Source organism: Tepidimonas ignava (genome assembly GCF_004342625.1).
GTDB classification, from domain to species: domain Bacteria; phylum Pseudomonadota; class Gammaproteobacteria; order Burkholderiales; family Burkholderiaceae_C; genus Tepidimonas; species Tepidimonas ignava.
On sequence record NZ_SMAH01000004.1, the window covers coordinates 125,176 to 141,451 of the forward strand.

The window sequence follows — 16,276 nt, forward strand, 5'->3', positions numbered from 1 at the left end:
TCACGCAGTCTCCTCAGAACGGGGTGGGCTCAACAGCGCTCGCAAGGCATCGAACTCGCGGTCATTGTCCAGCAGCTTGCGGTTGCTCGACAAGGCCATCAACGCATGCGTGCCATCGCCGCGCGGGGCCAGCCACACCCACAGCCGACGCTCGCGCACGTACAGCATCGCAAACACCCCCACGATCAGCAGCACGCAGCCGGTGTACACGATGGTCTTGCCAGGGGCGCGCGCCACCTGAAAGACGCTGGCCTGCACCTGCTCGAAGTCGGTCAGTTGCAGCACCAGCGGGGCGGGGTAGAAAAACGCGTCCGACAGCGCCAGCACCGCCTGCGTCATGAACGCGGCGCTGGCGTCGCCACGCTCGGCGGGCGGCCAACCCACCTGCGCGCGGCTGAGCTGGTACAGCTCCCACAGCGTGCCGTTGAGGATGCGCAGCAACACGTCGCTGAAGCGCTCGCGCTCGGCCTCGGGGATGTTGGCTTCGACAAACGCCGACAACGCCAGCAGCCCCCCGAGCCGCGGCGCGTCGCCTTTGGGCAGCCGCTGCAGCTCCGGGTCGTCGCCCGCGAAGAGGTCGATGGCGCGCTGCGCGGAGCCCAGCAGCGCGGCGCGCACCGCCTCGGGCTGGTCCGCCGCCGCCTGCGCCACGTAGCGCTGCGCGGCCTGGCGCCGCAGCGCTGGGTCGGCCAGCGCGGTGCGCAGGTGCACAAACCCCTCCAGCCCATCGCGCTCGTCCACCGGCACGCGCAGGTAACGGAACGGCTCGGCCGGCGTGTCGCGCACGCCCAGCAGGTACACGCGCTGGCCGTCGATCTCCACCGGCAGTTGGTAGTTGTGGAACTCGCGCGCCTGGCCCGCGTCGTCGCGCAGCTTGTACGTCACGCTCGGGCCCACGTTGCGCAGCTGGCGCTCGCTCGACGTTTTGTTGCCCGCCCCCAGTCGCGCCTCGATCGCCTGGCGCAGGTCCACCTTGCGCACGTCGGCGCCCGCCGTGCCGGCGCCGCCCATGTTTTCGACGTTGATGACGCGCAGCCCCGTGAACTCCAGCCGCAACCGCTCTTGGCCGTTGGTCAGCGTGGTGGCCTCGCCGATGCGACCCTGCACCTCGAACGGCCTGACCGCCGCGCCCAGCGGCAGCGCGCGCAGCTTGACCAGCGACCCACCGTCGTCGAAGCTGGACTGGTAGATCTGGATGCCACGGTGCTGCACCGGGTGGTTGACCTCGACCCGCGCGGGCTTGGCTTCACCCGTGTAGCGGTCGTGGATGACGATGTCGCTGGCAAACAGCCGCGGCATGCCGGTGTCGTAGTACTCGACGATGAATTTTTTCAGTTCGACCTCGAACGGCAACTCCTGCAGCACCACGCCCTCGGGCTGCTGCAGCACGGCCACGCCGGCGCGCGTGCCTTCGGTGACCAGCAGGTTGCCGCGGAACGTGGGGTTGGCGTCGCTGAGGCGGTGCTTGTCAGGCACTTCGGCGATCAGCCCCCCGCCGCGCAACGGTTCTTTGCCGCCCCACCACAGCTGCAGCCGCACCATCAGGTCGCCGTCGAGCAGGCCACCGATGCAGATGATGACGATGGCCGCGTGCGCCGCGAGGTAACCGATCTTGTTGGCCGCGCCGGCCTTGGCCGCCACCATCCAGCCGGTCCCGTGCTCGGTCGCACGGGCCTGCAGCCGCACCTTCCAGCCACGCCGCAGCAGCGCCTGCCCAAGGCGCTGCGCCGCCTGCCGTGGGTCCTCGGCCAGCTCGACTTCGGCCTTGTGGTGGAACGCGCGCAGGCTTTGCTCGCGCACATGCTCCTTGAACTGGCGCATGTCGGCCAGGATCTTGGGCGTGTTGCGCACGATGCACAGCGACGTGCTGACCACCAAAAACGCCAAGATCAGCAAAAACCACCACGCGCTGTAGACCGAGTACAGGTCCAGCCGCGCAAACACCTCGTACCAGAACGGCCCGAACTGGTTGACGTAGTTGCTGGGCGGCTCGTGCTGCTTGAGCACGGTGCCCACCACCGAGGCGATGCAGATCACGCTCAGCAGCGCGATGGCAAACCGCATCGACGACAACAGCTCCACCCACGCCGCCAAGCGGCGGTGGACACGGGGCAGTTCGATGCCGGCGGTGGATGCACTCATGCGACGCTCGACAAAAAAGGCAGGCCCGCCACGGACCTGCCTGCTGTGAGAGGAGGCGCGCCCCGGTTGGTTCCCGGACCGCGGCCGCGCGTGGCGGCGCCTATATTAACGGAGACTGATATTCCCTGACCCGCGTAGGACCAACGGTCCACCGCGCGCACCGGCGCATCAACGCAAGCCGGCGATGTAATCGGCCAGCGCCGCGATTTCGACGTCCGTCAGGTAGCGCGCGATCTCGTGCATCTGCTTGTTGTTGGCGCGCTCGTTGGTGCGGAACAGCTTGAGCTGCGTGGCCGTGTACTCGGCGTGCTGGCCGCTCAGACGCGGGTACTCGGCCGGGATGCCCGAGCCCGACGGCCCGTGGCAGCCCGCGCAGGCCGGGATGCGACGATCCATCAGACCGCCGCGGTAAATGCGCTCGCCCAGGCGCACCTTCTCGGCGTCGGTGGCCGCACCCGTGGTGGCTTTTTGGCTCGCCAACCAGTAGGCGATGTCGCGCATGTCCTGGTCCGACAGCGGCGTGGCAAACCCCACCATCACGGCGTTGGCCCGCTTGCCCGACTTGAACTCCTGCAGCTGCTTGATCAGGTATTCGGGGTGCTGCTGCGCCAACTTGGGGTTGGCGGCGGTGGTGGAGTTGCCGTCCGCCGCATGGCAGGCCACGCACACCTGGCCGTACAGCGCCGCCCCACGCTTGAGGTCCGGCTGCGCCGACTGGGCGTGGGCAGACCAAGTCAGGGTGGCGGCCATGGCGGCGCCGATCAGCGTGACGATGGGTTTCATGGCGGGGTCGCGACGTAGGTTGGTGAGACAGCCCAGGCACCGCGGCGGCACGCACCTTGGCGCCGGCGGCGTGGGCGAAACGCCACCGATTCTACAATGCCCGCCCACCCTGCCGCGTTTGCCATGGACCACATCCCCCCCTCCCCCGCCCAGGCGCACGCCTGGCTGCACACCGCGCGCTTCCTCACCGAAGCGCCGCAGCTGCGCGACCTGCCCGCGTTGACCGCGCCCGAAATCGCCTTCGTCGGCCGCTCCAACGCCGGCAAATCCACCTGCATCAACACGCTGGCGCAGCAGCGCCAGTTGGCGTTCGCCTCCAAAATGCCTGGCCGCACGCAAAGCATCGTGTTGTTCGCGGTGGGCAAACAGGGCGCCACCGACGCGGTGCTGGCCGATTTGCCCGGCTACGGCTACGCGGCGGTGCCGCAGACCGCCAAACGGCGCTGGCAGCAGGTCATGGCCAACTACCTGGTCAGCCGCCCCAACCTGCGGGCGGTGGTGCTGCTGGCCGACGCGCGGCTGGGTTTGACCGAGCTGGACGAAGCGCTGCTGGACGTGATCCGCCCGCGCGTCGAGCAGGGAATGCCGTTTTTGGTGCTGCTGACCAAGGCCGACAAGCTGTCGCGCCCGGAACAGGCCAAGGCGCTGTCCGTTGCGCGACTGCAAACCCGCGGTGGCGATGCGATGCTGTTTTCCGCCCTCAAGCGCATCGGGGTCGACGAGGTGGCGCAACGGCTGTGGCAATGGGGCCACCCAGCGCCGTAGCTCCGAGCCGCGGCGGGGCCATCCACCGGAGAGCACCGCCCATGGTCGAAACGTTTGAGCTCGCGCTACCCCACGGCATCACCCTGAGCGTGCGCGCCGCCGGGCAGCCAGGCCGCCCGGTGCTGCTGTTCTTGCATGGCTTCCCCCAGGGCGCGTTCGTGTGGGACGAGGCGTTGACGCATTTCGCCGCGCCCGAGCACGGCGGTTGGCGCTGCATCGCCCCCAACCTGCGCGGCTACGAGCGCTCCAGCGCCCCGGCCGACGTGCAGGCGTACCGCGTGCGCCACTTGGTGCACGACGTCACCGCGCTGATCGACGCCGTGACGGCGGACAGCGCCACACCCGGACGCGTGGCTGGTTTGGTGGCGCACGACTGGGGCGGTGCGGTGGCCTGGAACCTGGCGGCGCTGCAACCCCAGCGGCTGGCGCGGCTGGTCATCCTCAACTCGCCGCACCCGGCCACGTTCTGGCGTGACCTGCGCCAGTCGCCGGCCCAGCAAGCGGCCAGCGCGTACATGAACATGCTGGCGCGCCCCGACGCGGCGGCGCGGTTGACCGCCCACGGGTACGCCAAGCTGTGGGGCTTTTTTCGCGGCATGTCCGACACCTCGTCGTGGTTGACCCCCGCCCTGCAAGCGCAACACGAGGCCGTGTGGGCCATGGGACTGCAGGGCGGTCTGAACTACTACGCCGCCTCGCCGCTGCGGCCACCCACCGAACACGATCCCGCCGCAGCGGCGGTTACCCTGCCCGACGAGCTGCTGCACGTGCGCGTGCCCACGCTGGTGCTGTGGGGCCTGCGCGACCAGGCGCTGCTGCCGGGCCTGCTGGACGGTTTGGAGGCCTGGGTGCCGGATCTGCGCCTCGAGTGCCTGCCAGAGGCATCCCATTGGCTGCTGCACGAGCAACCGGCGCGCGTGCTGGCCAGCATCGAGCGCTTCGTCGGTCGGGCGCTCCCGTCGGCCGACGCGCCCTGAAGCCACCCCGCCGCGCCGCCGCCGTGGTGCGGCGTCATGTCGCCTGGGGCAGCGCCCGGGGTTGCTTGTAGCGCGCGTACCCCCACAAGTATTGCTGCGGGCAGCGGCGGATCAGCCGTTCCATCGCCTGGTTGATCTGCGCCGCCGCCTGCGCGGGGTCGGCGGCCAGGGGGGCGTCCATCACCTCGGCCCACGGGTGCACGTGCACCACGTAGCCGCGCCCCCACGGCAAGCGCTCGCCCCAAGCCAACAGCACGTGCACGCCGGGTTGCTGGGCCAAGCGGGCCGCCAGCGTCATCGTGTAAGCAGGTGCGCCCCAAAACGGGGCCCACACACCCAGGCCTTGCGGGGGCACTTGGTCGGGCAGCAAACCCACCGCCTCGCCGCGGCGCAGCGCTTGCATCAACTGCCGCACGCCGGCCAGCGTGGTGGGCGCCGCCGCCATGCCGGGCCGCTGCCGCGCTTGGCGCAGCACGGCGTCCAGCGCGGCGTGGCGCGCCGGGCGGTACAGCACCGTGATCGGGCGCCCCTGCACCCCAAAACGCTCGGCGTAGGCGCGCGGGGTAACTTCGAAGCAGCCCAGGTGCGGCGTCAAAAACAGCACCCCGTTGCCACGAGCCAGCGCCGCCTCGATGTGCGCCGCCCCCCGCCAGCCCACGGGCACCGGCGGTCCAAACCACAGCCGCGGCAGCTCGGCCACCTGCTGGCCCGCCGCCCCCACCGACGCCCAGCGCGCCCAGCCGCGCAAAGCGGCACGGCGCGTGTGCTCGCGCCAGCGCCGCCGGTAGGTCGGCGAGGCCAGCCACACCAGCCAGCCGCCCAACCAACCCAGGGCATGCAGCGCCGGCAGCGGCCAGCGCCCCAACGTTCGAAACAGCGTGATGAGCATCGTTGCGTTGTGCAGCCCCCAAGGGGCAACAAGACGTGCCGCACCCTCGGCACGTCCTTTCGGTTAAAATGGCACCCCATCGCCGAGTTACTGAACTACTTGCGGGCGATTCACAAATGCCGCTAAAGCGTTCGCCATCACGCCCCTGTGAGGGACCGGCGCAACGCCGGCGCCTCACGATTCCTAAGGAGTGTAGCAACCATGGCGAACGACTTTCTTTTCACCAGCGAATCGGTCTCCGAAGGCCACCCGGACAAGGTGGCCGACCAGATCTCGGACGCCATTCTCGACGCGATCCTCGAGCAAGACCCGCGCAGCCGTGTGGCGGCCGAGACGCTGTGCAACACCGGCCTGGTGGTGCTGGCGGGTGAAATCACCACCAACGCGCACGTGGACTACATCCAGGTGGCGCGCGACACCATCAAGCGCATCGGCTACGACAACACCGAGTACGGCATCGACTACAAGGGCTGCGCGGTGCTGGTGGCCTACGACAAGCAAAGCAACGACATCGCCCAAGGCGTGGACCATGCGTCGGACGACTACCTCAACACCGGCGCGGGCGACCAGGGTTTGATGTTCGGCTACGCCTGCGACGAGACGCCCGAACTGATGCCCGCGCCGATCTACTACGCGCACCGCATCGTCGAGCGCCAGGCGCAGCTGCGCAAGGACGGCCGCCTGCCGTTTTTGCGCCCGGACGCCAAGAGCCAGATCACGATGCGCTACGTCGATGGTCGCCCGCACAGCATCGACACCGTGGTGCTGTCCAGCCAGCACAGCCCCGAGATGAGCGACGGCAAGCACATGAAGCCGGCCTTCATCGAGGCCTGCATCGAAGAAATCATCAAGCCCGTGCTGCCCAAGGAGTGGCTCAAGGACACCCGCTACCTGATCAACCCCACGGGCCGCTTCGTCATCGGCGGCCCGCAAGGCGACTGCGGCTTGACCGGGCGCAAGATCATCGTCGACACCTACGGCGGGGCCTGCCCGCACGGTGGCGGCGCCTTCAGCGGCAAAGACCCGACCAAGGTGGACCGCTCGGCCGCTTACGCCGCGCGCTACGTGGCCAAGAACATCGTCGCCGCCGGGCTGGCGCGGCAGTGCCAAATCCAGGTCAGCTACGCCATCGGCGTGGCCCGCCCCATCAACGTGACGGTGTACACCGAAGGCACGGGCGTCATCCCCGACGACAAGATCGCCAAGATCGTGGGCGAGGTGTTCGACCTGCGTCCCAAGGGCATCATCCAGATGCTGGACCTGCTGCGGCCGATCTACAGCAAAACGGCGGCGTACGGCCACTTCGGCCGCGATGAGCCCGAGTTCACCTGGGAACGCACCGACAAGGTCGAGGTGTTGCGGGATTTGGCGGGGCTCAAGGGTTGAGCGCGGCGCTCACGGCAGCCTGCTCAACGCGCAGGGGCGGGCCACGCCAACGCCTCGCTCCACAGCGGCGCCTGGGCGTCGCGCGCTGACACCACCGGCACGCGACCCTGCAACGGCCAGTCGATGGCCAACGTCGGGTCGTCCCAGCGGATGCAGCCCTCGTGCGCGGGGCTGTAGTAGTCGGTGGTTTTGTACAGAAAATCGGCCTCGTCCGACAGCACCACAAAGCCGTGCGCCAAGCCCGGCGGGATCCACAGCATACGCTGGTTGGCGTCCGACAGCTCCACGCCCACCCAACGGCCGTAGGTGGGTGAGTCGCGGCGAATGTCCACCGCCACGTCCCACACGGCGCCGCGCGCCACGCGCACGAGCTTGCCCTGCGCGTGCGGCGGCCGTTGGTAGTGCAGCCCGCGCAGCACGTCGCGGCGGCTGCGGCTGTGGTTGTCCTGCACGAAGCGGACGCCGTGCAAGCCGGTGGCGGCCTCGAAGTCGCGCTGGTTGAAGCTTTCCAAAAAGAAGCCGCGCTCGTCCCCGAACACGCGCGGGGTGAGGATGAGCACGTCGGCAATGGCCGTCGGGGTCACGGTGTAGGGCATGGCGACTCACCCTCGCAGCAGGCCCAGCAGGTAGCGCCCGTAGCCGCTTTTGGCCAGCGGCTCGGCCAGCGCCTGCAGTTGGGCATCGTCAATCCAGCCCTGGCGCCAGGCCACCTCCTCGGGGCAGGCGATCTTGAGGCCCTGGCGCCGCTCCAGCGTGGCGATGAACTGCCCTGCTTCGAGCAAGCTGTCGTGCGTGCCCGTGTCCAGCCAGGCGTAGCCGCGCTTCATGATCTGCACGTTGAGCTGGCCGCGGTCCAGGTACGTCTGGTTGACCGAGGTGATCTCCAGCTCACCGCGGGCGCTGGGGCGCACCGCGCGCGCGATGTCCACCACCTGTTCGTCGTAAAAGTACAGACCCGTGACGGCGTAATTCGAGCGCGGCTGCGCGGGCTTTTCTTCGATGCTGACGGCGCGCCCGTGGGCGTCGAACTCGACCACGCCGTAGCGCTCGGGATCGTGCACATGGTAGGCAAACACCGTGGCCCCTGAGGGCTGGTCGTGCGCGGCTTGCAGCAGCGTTTGCAGGTCGTGACCGTAGAAAATGTTGTCGCCCAGCACCATGGCGCAGGGGCTACCAGCCAAAAAGTCCGCGCCGATGATGAACGCTTGCGCCAACCCGTCCGGGCTGGGTTGCACCGCGTAGTGCAGGTCGATGCCCCAAGCGTGCCCATCGCCCAGCAACTGGGCAAAGCGCGGCGTGTCCTGCGGGGTGCTGATGACCAGCATGTCACGGATGCCCGCCAGCATCAGGGTGGCCAGCGGGTAGTAAATCATGGGCTTGTCGTACACCGGCAGCAGCTGTTTGCTGAGCGCCAGCGTGGCCGGGTGCAGGCGTGTGCCCGCACCACCGGCGAGGATGATGCCCTTGCGCTGCCGATGGGCGTGCGAGGTCGGGGTCGTCATGGCAACACTCCCTGATGACGAGGATTCAAGCTGGGTTGGGCCAACCCGCCCAGGCGTCGCTGCACACCATCGCCACCCACCGCGCCACCCCGTGCTGCCACGGCGGCAGGTGCATGCCAAAGGCGGTTTGCAGGCGCGTGGTGTCCAGCCGGCCGTTGGCTGGGCGGCGCGCTGGCGTGGGGTAGGCGGCGGTCGGGATCGCTTCGATCGTGTGCACGCACCAACCGGCGTGCGGGGCGATCTGCCGGGCCTGCTCGATAAGGTAGCGGGCGTAGCCGCACCAGGTCGTGGTCCCCGCCGCAGCCAGGTGGTACGTGCCGCTGAGCGCCGCCGCATGCACGCCGCCGGCGAGCGCCTGGCGCAGCGCGCACGCGGTGACGTCGGCAATGAGGTCGGCGCCGGTGGGCGCGCCCCATTGGTCGTCCACCACACGCAGCACCTCGCGCTCACGCGCCAGCCGCAGCATGGTGCGCGCGAAGTTGCCACCGCGCACGCCGTACACCCACTGGGTGCGCAGGATCAGGTGGCGGCAGCCGCTCGCACGCACAGCCTCTTCGCCCGCCCGTTTGCTGCGGCCGTAGACGCTGAGCGGCGCCACCGGATCGTCTTCGCGCCATGGACGCTGGCCGCTGCCGTCGAAGACGTAATCGGTGCTGTAGTGCACCAACCACGCACCGCAGCGGGCGGCGGCCTGGGCCAGCACATCCACGGCGTCGGCGTTGATGCGCTCGGCCAGCTCGGGCTCACGCTCGGCCTGGTCCACCGCGGTGTAGGCGGCGGCGTTGACGATGGCGGCCGGCCGTACCACCTGCACGGTGGCCGCCAAACCCTCGAGGTCGGCGAGGTCACCCACCAGCGGCGCGCCCGTGGCGGGCTCGGTGCCACCGGCGCGGCCCAGCGCCACCAGCTCGCCCAGCGGCGCCAGCGCGCGCTGCAGCTCCCAGCCCACCTGGCCGTCTTTACCGAGCAGCAGGATACGCGGTGCCTGGGCCACGCTCATGCCGCCACCGCCGCGCCGTAATGCTGGGCCAGCCACGCGCGGTACGCACCGCTTTGCACGCGCTGCACCCACTCGGGGTGGTCCAGGTACCAGCGCACGGTTTTGCGCAGGCCCGTCTCGAACGTCTCCGCCGGGGTCCAACCCAGTTCGCGCTCGATTTTGCGCGCATCCATCGCGTAGCGCCGGTCGTGCCCCGGCCGGTCGGCCACGAAGGTGATGAGCTCCCCGTAGTGCTGCACCGGCTGGCCGCTGCGCGCATCGACCACCCCGCGTGCCGGGGCTGGCGCCAGCTCGTCGAGCAACGCGCACACGGTGCGCACCACCTCCAGGTTGGTTTTTTCGTTGCGACCACCGATGTTGTAGGTCTGCCCCGGCTGCCCCGCCTGCAGCACGCGGCGGATGGCGCTGCAGTGGTCGCCCACATAAAGCCAGTCGCGCACCTGCTGACCGTCGCCGTACACCGGCAGGGGCTTGCCGGCCAAGGCGTTGACGATCATCAGCGGGATGAGCTTTTCCGGAAAGTGGTACGGCCCGTAGTTGTTGGAGCAGTTGGTGGTGAGCACGGGCAGACCGTAGGTGTGGTGCCAGGCACGCACCAAGTGGTCGCTGGCGGCTTTGCTGGCCGAGTACGGGCTGTTGGGCTCGTAGCGGTGGGTTTCGGTGAACGGGGCGTCGTGTGGCCCCAGGCTGCCAAAGACTTCGTCGGTGCTGACGTGCAGCAAGCGAAACGCGGCCGCCTCGGGCGCCGGCAGGCTGCTCCAGTAGGCCCGCACCGCTTCCAGCAGCCGAAAGGTGCCCACGACATTGGTCTGGATGAAGTCCTCGGGGCCGTGGATCGAGCGGTCCACGTGGCTTTCCGCCGCGAAGTTGAGCACCGCCCGCGGCCGGTGCTGGGCCAGCAGCCGCTCGACCAACGCACGGTCGCCGATGTCGCCCTGCACAAAGGTGTGGCGCGCATCGTCCTGCAGGCTGGCCAGGTTGTCCAAGTTGCCGGCGTAGGTCAGTTTGTCCAGGTTGACAACCGGCTCATCGGACTGTGCGAGCCACTCCAACACGAAGTTCGCGCCAATGAAGCCGGCGCCACCGGTCACGAGGATGGTCATGTGCGATGCATTCCGAGTGGGCCCAGGCACCAGCCGCCCAGCTTGCTGCGCAAGTGTAGCGTGCCCTGTCCGCGTGGAGGTTGAGCGGGAACATCGAGGTGCTTGCTCAGACCACCACCAACCAGCCGTCATCGTCGAGGATGACACGCATGGCCGTAAGCTTGGCGACCCCCTCACCAAAACCACCCCTCACGGGGTTAAAGAGTCGTCCCTGAAAAATTCATCTCACCTCACCATCGCCGCCGCGTGCGTGCTCCAACGCAGCTGTGCCCGCCCTGCGCGCAGCGGCGCGCTGGCCTGCAGCAGGCACAACAAAACCGCCCACAAGAAGGTGATGCCCTTCTTGGCGATCATGCGCAGCAGCCAGCGGATGTTGTAGCCCGCCGCACACAGCACCGCGTGTAGCCGGTCGCCGGTTTGCCCTTTGAGGTGGCAGCGCTGCATGCGGTGATCCATCTTGAGGTGGCCGATGATGGGCTCAATCGCTTGCCGTCGCTTGAGCCGCTTGCGGTCTTGCGGTCGGATCCGTCTGGCCTTGCCCTTGCTGATGCACTCCACCTCGGGTGGCATACCAAGCATAGAGCTTGCCCTATCAGTCCATGGCTTTGTGCTGGCAACTCTGGGCCACGATGCGCGCGGCCTTGTGCAAGGTCCCACGCTGCGCTTGCCGCATGGCAGTTGCGATGGCGCTGGCCTTGGTTGGGCGCGTGCCGTCTCCAGCAGCCGGCTGTCGGTGGGGTGGGCGATGGCCTTGGGCTGCACGGTGCTGTCCACGATCACGCGAGTGAGTTCTTGCGGCTTGATGAGCTTGAGCTCAACAGCTACGTTGATGGTTTGGGCCAGCAGCTCTTGCACCCCTTCTTCGCCCAGCAGCTGGCGAAACTTGACCAAGGTGGTGGCGTCGCAAGGCAGCCGATCCTCGTAGTACGCCAGCCCCGAGAAATACTGCCAGCGCGGCGTGTCGCGCCAGCGCTCAACGACGCCTTCGTCCGACTCGTTGAACGCGTGCTTGAGGTACAGCAGGCTGATCATGATGCGCAGCGGCACGCGAGGCCGCCCGGCGCGACTCACCCGCTCGCTTGTCTGAACCTGCTCGCCAAACCAATCCAGCTCGGGCATGGCCACGCCTGCGCGAGCCTTGCGTGAAAACCGATGCGCCACCCGCGCTTCGAGCTCCTGCCACGGCATGCGCCAGGCCAGCACCGCCAGCGGGTGGCGCAGGTCGATCATGTGGTCCAGGCGCAGGCGGAAAAAATCCTCGGTGGCGGGGCAAACAGACATCGAAAAACTCCCAGAAAATGCGCGCCCAGAACAAAGAACTGGGAGAAATTATGCCCGAAAGCCCTGATATTTCCAAATAAAATCAATGGGTTGCGGAAACATCAGGGGCGACTAGGAAGCGCTGATTTATTCGCTGTGCTGGCGAACTGTGGCGTTGCGCGTTGTTCGAAAGCCCGCCTATCTGCATGATATTTCTCGCTCTCTGCGCGCTCGGCTTCTTGCGCTTTATCCCGCTGGCTGAATAAATCAGCGTTTCCCTAGAGCACATCAAGATGCCGCCATGTGAAACATCCGTCGGCAACGGCCGAGTCAAAGGCTGTTGTGCAGACCTTCCTTTGCTCGCCAGCATCGCCTTGAGTAATAAGTAATAGCAATAAGTCGGCGTCCTTTATTTACTTTATTTATTAGCCCTTCAAACTGGTGCAGGAAGCCGAGAAGTCCTGGCGACGCATTCGGAGTGTGGATCGCCTAACCGATTTGCCAAACGGCATGGTCTTCAAAGATGGCATTCCAGAGCTTGACAGTCCGCCGGAAGCGCAGCAGTTTGGCCGCTTGCTCAACCCAGCTTGAAAGCATGCCATACACCAGATTTGACTTTAGCGCTTTTTTGGGCAAACGCTCCTCATGACATATCTGAGAAACCATGCATGAGACTCAGCTACCATGTCTTGGCCACAAAGTCCGGCTGGTTCTTGATCATGACGACACCATCGACCTGCGTCAGGACATAGAGCCCTTGCTGTTCAGCATAGCGTTGCACTTCTTCGGGAACGACCATACCCCCAACCGCGCCGTGTAAAGCTTTTCCTGCATGCTCCGGAAAGAATTGCCTAAAGCGCATAAGCTGCTCGATATGCCAGTCTACATTGGCGTTTTTCAAGCGCTTTGCGTAATGGATGACGATGATACGGCGGTCATCCATGATCGCCGGCCCGCAGCTCATCTCGACTCTTCCATCACGCCCGTACTTTGTAATGCCACTACCAAAGCTGATGATACGCTTGGCGCCGTTTTGTATGAGGAAGGATTCTATGGCTCGCCGCGTTTCCTCTTCAAAATCGTCCATGCCATCGTCCATATCCAATATCCGGCGCCACCTTGGTTGTCGCTTCCGGTCGCAATTACTGTCTTCGTCATGGTCGCCATATGTTGGCCACTGCCCATGTACTTCTTCCAATGACTGCACGCGCTGTTCGAGCTGCAACATGCGCTGTCGCATCTGCGTGCATGTTGCCGCCAGCTCGCTCAACATGCGCTGAAGTTTATTTATCTCATCGCTTGCTGTCATCGCTTGTGTTTCTATGGTTCAATTTACCAACCCTTCCACCCACGCCAACTGCCGCGGCAGACATACACGCTTGAGGTCATAGTTCGCCCGGGCAAACGCCCGGGCGTTCTGGCCGAGGCGCTCTCTTTGCGCTGGGTCGTCGAGCAGTGCACAGACTTCGTTGGCAAGCCCCGCCACGTCGAAGAAGTTGACGAGCCGCCCCGTCTCGCCATGATGGATCGCTTCGTGCAACGGCTGGGTGTCGCTGGCCACAATCGCGCAACCCGCGCTCATCGCTTCCAGCAAGCTCCAAGAGAGCACAAACGGATAGGTCAGATAGACATGCACCGTGGAAAGCTGCAAAAGCGCGATGAAATGCGGGTACGGGATGTTACCTACGAAATGCACCCGCGCCCAGTCTGGATCGGGGATGCGCGGTCGGACTTCGTCGATGAACATCTGTTTCCAGGTCGCACCCGCGGGCGGCTTTGCGCCATAGCTCACCCCATCGCCGCCGACGATCAACACCCGAGCCTTGGGCCGGCGCTTGAGGATCTCCGGCAGCGCGCGCATGAAGATGTGATAGCCCCGGTAAGGCTCAAGGTTGCAGTTGACGAAGGTGATGACCTCATCCTGCTTCGTCAGGGTCAGATTGCCGTTCAGCGTCAAACTCACCGCCGGGTTGGGCGCGACCGCCTGGGTGTCGATCCCGTCATGCACCACGGTGATCTTGTCGCGAAACGGCTCGGGAAAGGTGCTCGCCTGCCAGTGGGTGGGGCTGATGCCGGCGTCAGCCACTTCGAAGTGGAGCAGGTTGTTGAGGTTTTTCAGGCGCAGGCGGCACGCTTCGCCAGCGTCGGCGGTGGCAAACTCGGGGTCAAAACCGACTCGGCTCCCTGCGGGTGATAGAAGAACTCGCAGTAAATCCCGAGCTTGGCGTCAGGCCAGACTTCCCTCAGGAACAGGCTCTCGCCCCAGCCGTGGTGGGCGATGATGACATCAGGTTTGTACCCTTGCGCCTTCATCGTGAGCGCGGCGCGAAAGCAGGCCTCGCCCCGGATGACTTTGGTTTCGAAGTCGGCAACCCACGGATGCACATTCGGCGTGGTGCCACGGCTGGCCGTGTAGGGCACGAGCCTCACGCCCTGCCATTCGCGGGTTTCGGTCTTGTGCATCGTCATCGCGACAACCTGGTGGCCGTGCTGCACCAAAGCCGGCGCCAGGGACTTGAACTGGCCGGGGAAGTTCTGGTGGATGAAGAGGATGTTCATGGGCTTGTCCGCCAGGGATTGATAACAGCCAAGCCGTCAATGCCTGCAAAGTCGGACACATTGCGCGTCGCCAAGGTCAGACCGTGCGCGAGCGCAATGGCGGCGATCTGAGCATCCTCGGTGCTGATGGGGCGGCCGGCGCGCGTGCGCTGGGCGACGATAGCAGCGTAGTGCAGCGCCGCTCGCTCATCGAAAGGCAGGCAGCGCCCCGCAAAGTCTTCCGCGAACATCGCTTGTGCTGCCAGCGCCAGCGCCGCCTGGCGTTTCCCCGCAGGTATCAAGGCCAGCCCGAGCTGGATTTCGGCTACGCTGATGGCGCTGATCCACACCTGATCGGCAGGCAGACGATCCAGCCAGGCGACCACCGCCTCAGCAGGCTGCGGCCGCATGAACTCAGACAGCACATTGGTGTCGAGAAGATTCACGGCATCTCGTCCCAATGGGGTGGTCTGCGCGGCAATTGGCGTGCAGGCAGCTCAAAGTCCGTAGCAGCCACCTCAGCAAAGCGCTGCTTCAGCCGCTGCCCCAAAGGCTGCGACCGGGCTGCGCAGCCCAAAGCTTCACGCAGAATGCGGCGGGCCTCTTCTTCCATCGACACCCCATGCTGCGCAGCGCGGATGCGCAGCGATTGCTTGATGGCGTCATCCACGTTACGAATCGTCAAAGCGGCCATGGAAACCCCGACTGATAGCAATGCGTGCATTGTATGCACTGCGATCTATCGTGTCAAAGTACCCTCAGCACACCCAGCTTCACCAGCCACGCCAGGCTGCGCAAGACGAGAGCCTGCCGTCAGCGCAAATCTGGGCGAGCAGCTCACGCGCCGCCTTTGGCCCAGCCGCTGCCGCCTGCCGTAGCGCCTGAATCTCGTTCTTTGCAACAAGGACAATAAGTGGGTGTCTTATTTGGCTACAGCACCCCCAGGCGCTGCCAGGTGGGCAGGGTCTGCGCCAGGAACGCCTGTGCAAGCTCCCGCGCGCGGGGCGTGAGGGCCTCGCGCGTGGTGAGCGGTTGACCATCCGCCCCTTTGAGGCCGCGGCCCAGTTGCACAAGGCTTGCCGCCAGCCGCTCTCCGAGGGCATCAGCGCCGGCTTTGGGATTGGATTGGGCCAGCGCCAGCAGCATCAGGTCCACTTCTCCCGCGGTGATGACCCAGGGGATGGCGCCAGCCACGAGGTTGCGGTAGGGAGCGCCCGCGAGCACCGCCTGGGCGATGGCGCGGTTGATGGCCTTGGCCGGCTTGTCGTTGGACAGGGGATGCGCCAACGCCACATGCCCCGCGTGCAGCATCAGCCCCACGGCCTGCAACGTGTCGGCAAGTGTGCGCGGCTGCGGCGTGGGGCTGTTCTCGCTCGCTTGCACCGGGGTAGCGATGAGCTCCGCCAGCGTCTTGGGGCCGCTTTGCAGCGCGTCGTACAACGGCGCATAGACTTCCGGCTTGCCGCTGACTTCGCCGACGCTCGTGGCGAACTTGTATGGGTTGTCGCCCTCCTTGGCTTGGGGGCGGCTCAAGAGCACAAAGCGCTGGCTTTGCAGCAGCTCGCGCTGGCGTGCCGGCCACACGGGGGCCTGCCCGCGCGCCCAGAGGTCTCGGCGGAAGGACTGGTTGATAAGGACGTCTTGCATCACCTCGCGCACGATGGGGTCGCGGTGCTGAGCAAGCTCCTCTTTCCAGGGTTGTGGCAGCATCGCCGTCAAGTACCAGTCTCCGGCGGTGGCGGTGCCTAAGTGCACAAGCTTGGTGGGCGCCAGCTCCGTCGCCAGCTCGTCGAACCAAAAGGTGGTCCACTCCTCGTGCATGTACTCGTTGACAAGGTAGGCTTTGTCAAGCTCGGCAAACTTCTCCAGCCGCGCCTTCATCGCTGGCAGCACCCGCGTCATGGCGGCGTCGCGTTCGATGAGTTTCATGA

Annotated in this window: 16 protein-coding genes and 2 pseudogenes; 3 read left to right on the forward strand and 15 right to left on the reverse strand. The window is 66.3% G+C overall.

Annotation, left to right across the window (positions count from 1 at the left end; genetic code table 11):
• Nucleotides 1–2,142: a cytochrome c biogenesis protein ResB gene (locus tag EDC36_RS04400; protein ID WP_132962031.1), complete on the reverse strand. Its 2,142-nt coding sequence runs from the start codon at nt 2,140–2,142 to the stop codon at nt 1–3.
• A gap of 168 nt (nt 2,143–2,310) precedes the next feature.
• A complete protein-coding gene (locus tag EDC36_RS04405; protein ID WP_132962032.1) occupies nt 2,311–2,925 on the reverse strand; it encodes a c-type cytochrome in 615 nt (204 codons plus the stop codon).
• A 123-nt stretch (nt 2,926–3,048) separates the two neighbouring features.
• On the opposite strand from EDC36_RS04405, the gene yihA reads away from it, so the two are divergent.
• Together yihA and EDC36_RS04415 are read left to right on the forward strand one after the other, a co-directional pair.
• Nucleotides 3,049–3,690, forward strand: a complete 642-nt coding sequence (gene yihA / locus EDC36_RS04410; RefSeq protein ID WP_132962033.1) for a ribosome biogenesis GTP-binding protein YihA/YsxC — start codon at nt 3,049–3,051, stop codon at nt 3,688–3,690.
• Nucleotides 3,691–3,731: 41 nt separating this feature from the next.
• A complete protein-coding gene (locus tag EDC36_RS04415; protein ID WP_132962034.1) occupies nt 3,732–4,667 on the forward strand; it encodes an alpha/beta fold hydrolase in 936 nt (311 codons plus the stop codon).
• A gap of 34 nt (nt 4,668–4,701) precedes the next feature.
• Here the strand turns inward: EDC36_RS04415 and EDC36_RS04420 are convergent, their stop codons facing one another.
• Nucleotides 4,702–5,556, reverse strand: coding sequence for a lysophospholipid acyltransferase family protein (locus EDC36_RS04420; RefSeq protein WP_132962035.1), 855 nt, complete (start codon nt 5,554–5,556; stop codon nt 4,702–4,704).
• A 201-nt stretch (nt 5,557–5,757) separates the two neighbouring features.
• Here EDC36_RS04420 and metK point away from each other — a divergent pair, with 201 nt between their 5' ends.
• Nucleotides 5,758–6,942, forward strand: a complete 1,185-nt coding sequence (gene metK, locus EDC36_RS04425) for a methionine adenosyltransferase (RefSeq protein WP_132962036.1) — start codon at nt 5,758–5,760, stop codon at nt 6,940–6,942.
• A 23-nt stretch (nt 6,943–6,965) separates the two neighbouring features.
• Here metK and rfbC read toward each other — a convergent pair whose 3' ends face one another.
• The 12 genes and pseudogenes from rfbC to EDC36_RS04475 all read right to left on the reverse strand — a co-directional run bounded on the left by rfbC (nt 6,966) and on the right by EDC36_RS04475 (nt 16,274).
• Nucleotides 6,966–7,538, reverse strand: coding sequence for a dTDP-4-dehydrorhamnose 3,5-epimerase (gene rfbC / locus EDC36_RS04430; protein ID WP_132962037.1), 573 nt, complete (start codon nt 7,536–7,538; stop codon nt 6,966–6,968).
• A gap of 6 nt (nt 7,539–7,544) precedes the next feature.
• Entirely contained in the window at nt 7,545–8,444 is a 900-nt protein-coding gene (gene rfbA / locus EDC36_RS04435; RefSeq protein ID WP_132962038.1) for a glucose-1-phosphate thymidylyltransferase RfbA, read from the reverse strand.
• A gap of 25 nt (nt 8,445–8,469) precedes the next feature.
• Nucleotides 8,470–9,444 (reverse strand): dTDP-4-dehydrorhamnose reductase, encoded by a 975-nt coding sequence (rfbD, locus tag EDC36_RS04440; protein WP_132962039.1) that lies wholly within the window; start codon nt 9,442–9,444, stop codon nt 8,470–8,472.
• Nucleotides 9,441–10,547 carry a dTDP-glucose 4,6-dehydratase gene (rfbB, locus tag EDC36_RS04445; RefSeq protein ID WP_132962040.1) on the reverse strand — a complete coding sequence of 369 codons (1,107 nt, stop codon included), beginning with the start codon at nt 10,545–10,547 and terminating at the stop codon, nt 9,441–9,443. The genes rfbD and rfbB overlap by 4 nt, the downstream gene beginning before the upstream one ends.
• Before the next feature lie 225 nt (nt 10,548–10,772).
• On the reverse strand, nt 10,773–11,126 hold the full coding sequence (locus tag EDC36_RS13335; RefSeq protein ID WP_416340915.1) for a transposase: 354 nt from the start codon (nt 11,124–11,126) through the stop codon (nt 10,773–10,775).
• Nucleotides 11,127–11,432: 306 nt separating this feature from the next.
• Nucleotides 11,433–11,828: pseudogene (locus EDC36_RS13340) on the reverse strand (transposase); the annotation flags it as partial.
• Between the two features lie 658 nt (nt 11,829–12,486).
• Nucleotides 12,487–13,116, reverse strand: a complete 630-nt coding sequence (locus EDC36_RS04455) for a hypothetical protein (RefSeq protein WP_132962041.1) — start codon at nt 13,114–13,116, stop codon at nt 12,487–12,489.
• An 18-nt stretch (nt 13,117–13,134) separates the two neighbouring features.
• The gene (locus tag EDC36_RS04460) at nt 13,135–13,818 is read right to left on the reverse strand and encodes a glycosyltransferase (protein WP_424565383.1); all 684 of its coding nucleotides are present in this window, start codon (nt 13,816–13,818) and stop codon (nt 13,135–13,137) included.
• 30 nt (nt 13,819–13,848) lie between these two features.
• Nucleotides 13,849–14,366, reverse strand: a pseudogene (locus EDC36_RS13345) (glycosyl transferase family 1); the annotation flags it as partial.
• Nucleotides 14,363–14,791, reverse strand: coding sequence for a type II toxin-antitoxin system VapC family toxin (locus EDC36_RS04465; RefSeq protein WP_132962042.1), 429 nt, complete (start codon nt 14,789–14,791; stop codon nt 14,363–14,365). The gene EDC36_RS04465 and the pseudogene EDC36_RS13345, both read right to left, overlap by 4 nt.
• Nucleotides 14,788–15,069 (reverse strand): FitA-like ribbon-helix-helix domain-containing protein, encoded by a 282-nt coding sequence (locus tag EDC36_RS04470; protein ID WP_424565382.1) that lies wholly within the window; start codon nt 15,067–15,069, stop codon nt 14,788–14,790. Before EDC36_RS04470 ends, EDC36_RS04465 begins: the two co-directional genes overlap by 4 nt.
• Nucleotides 15,070–15,275: 206 nt before the next feature.
• Nucleotides 15,276–16,274 carry a methyltransferase regulatory domain-containing protein gene (locus tag EDC36_RS04475; RefSeq protein ID WP_165902807.1) on the reverse strand — a complete coding sequence of 333 codons (999 nt, stop codon included), beginning with the start codon at nt 16,272–16,274 and terminating at the stop codon, nt 15,276–15,278.
• Between the last annotated feature and the right edge of the window lie 2 nt (nt 16,275–16,276).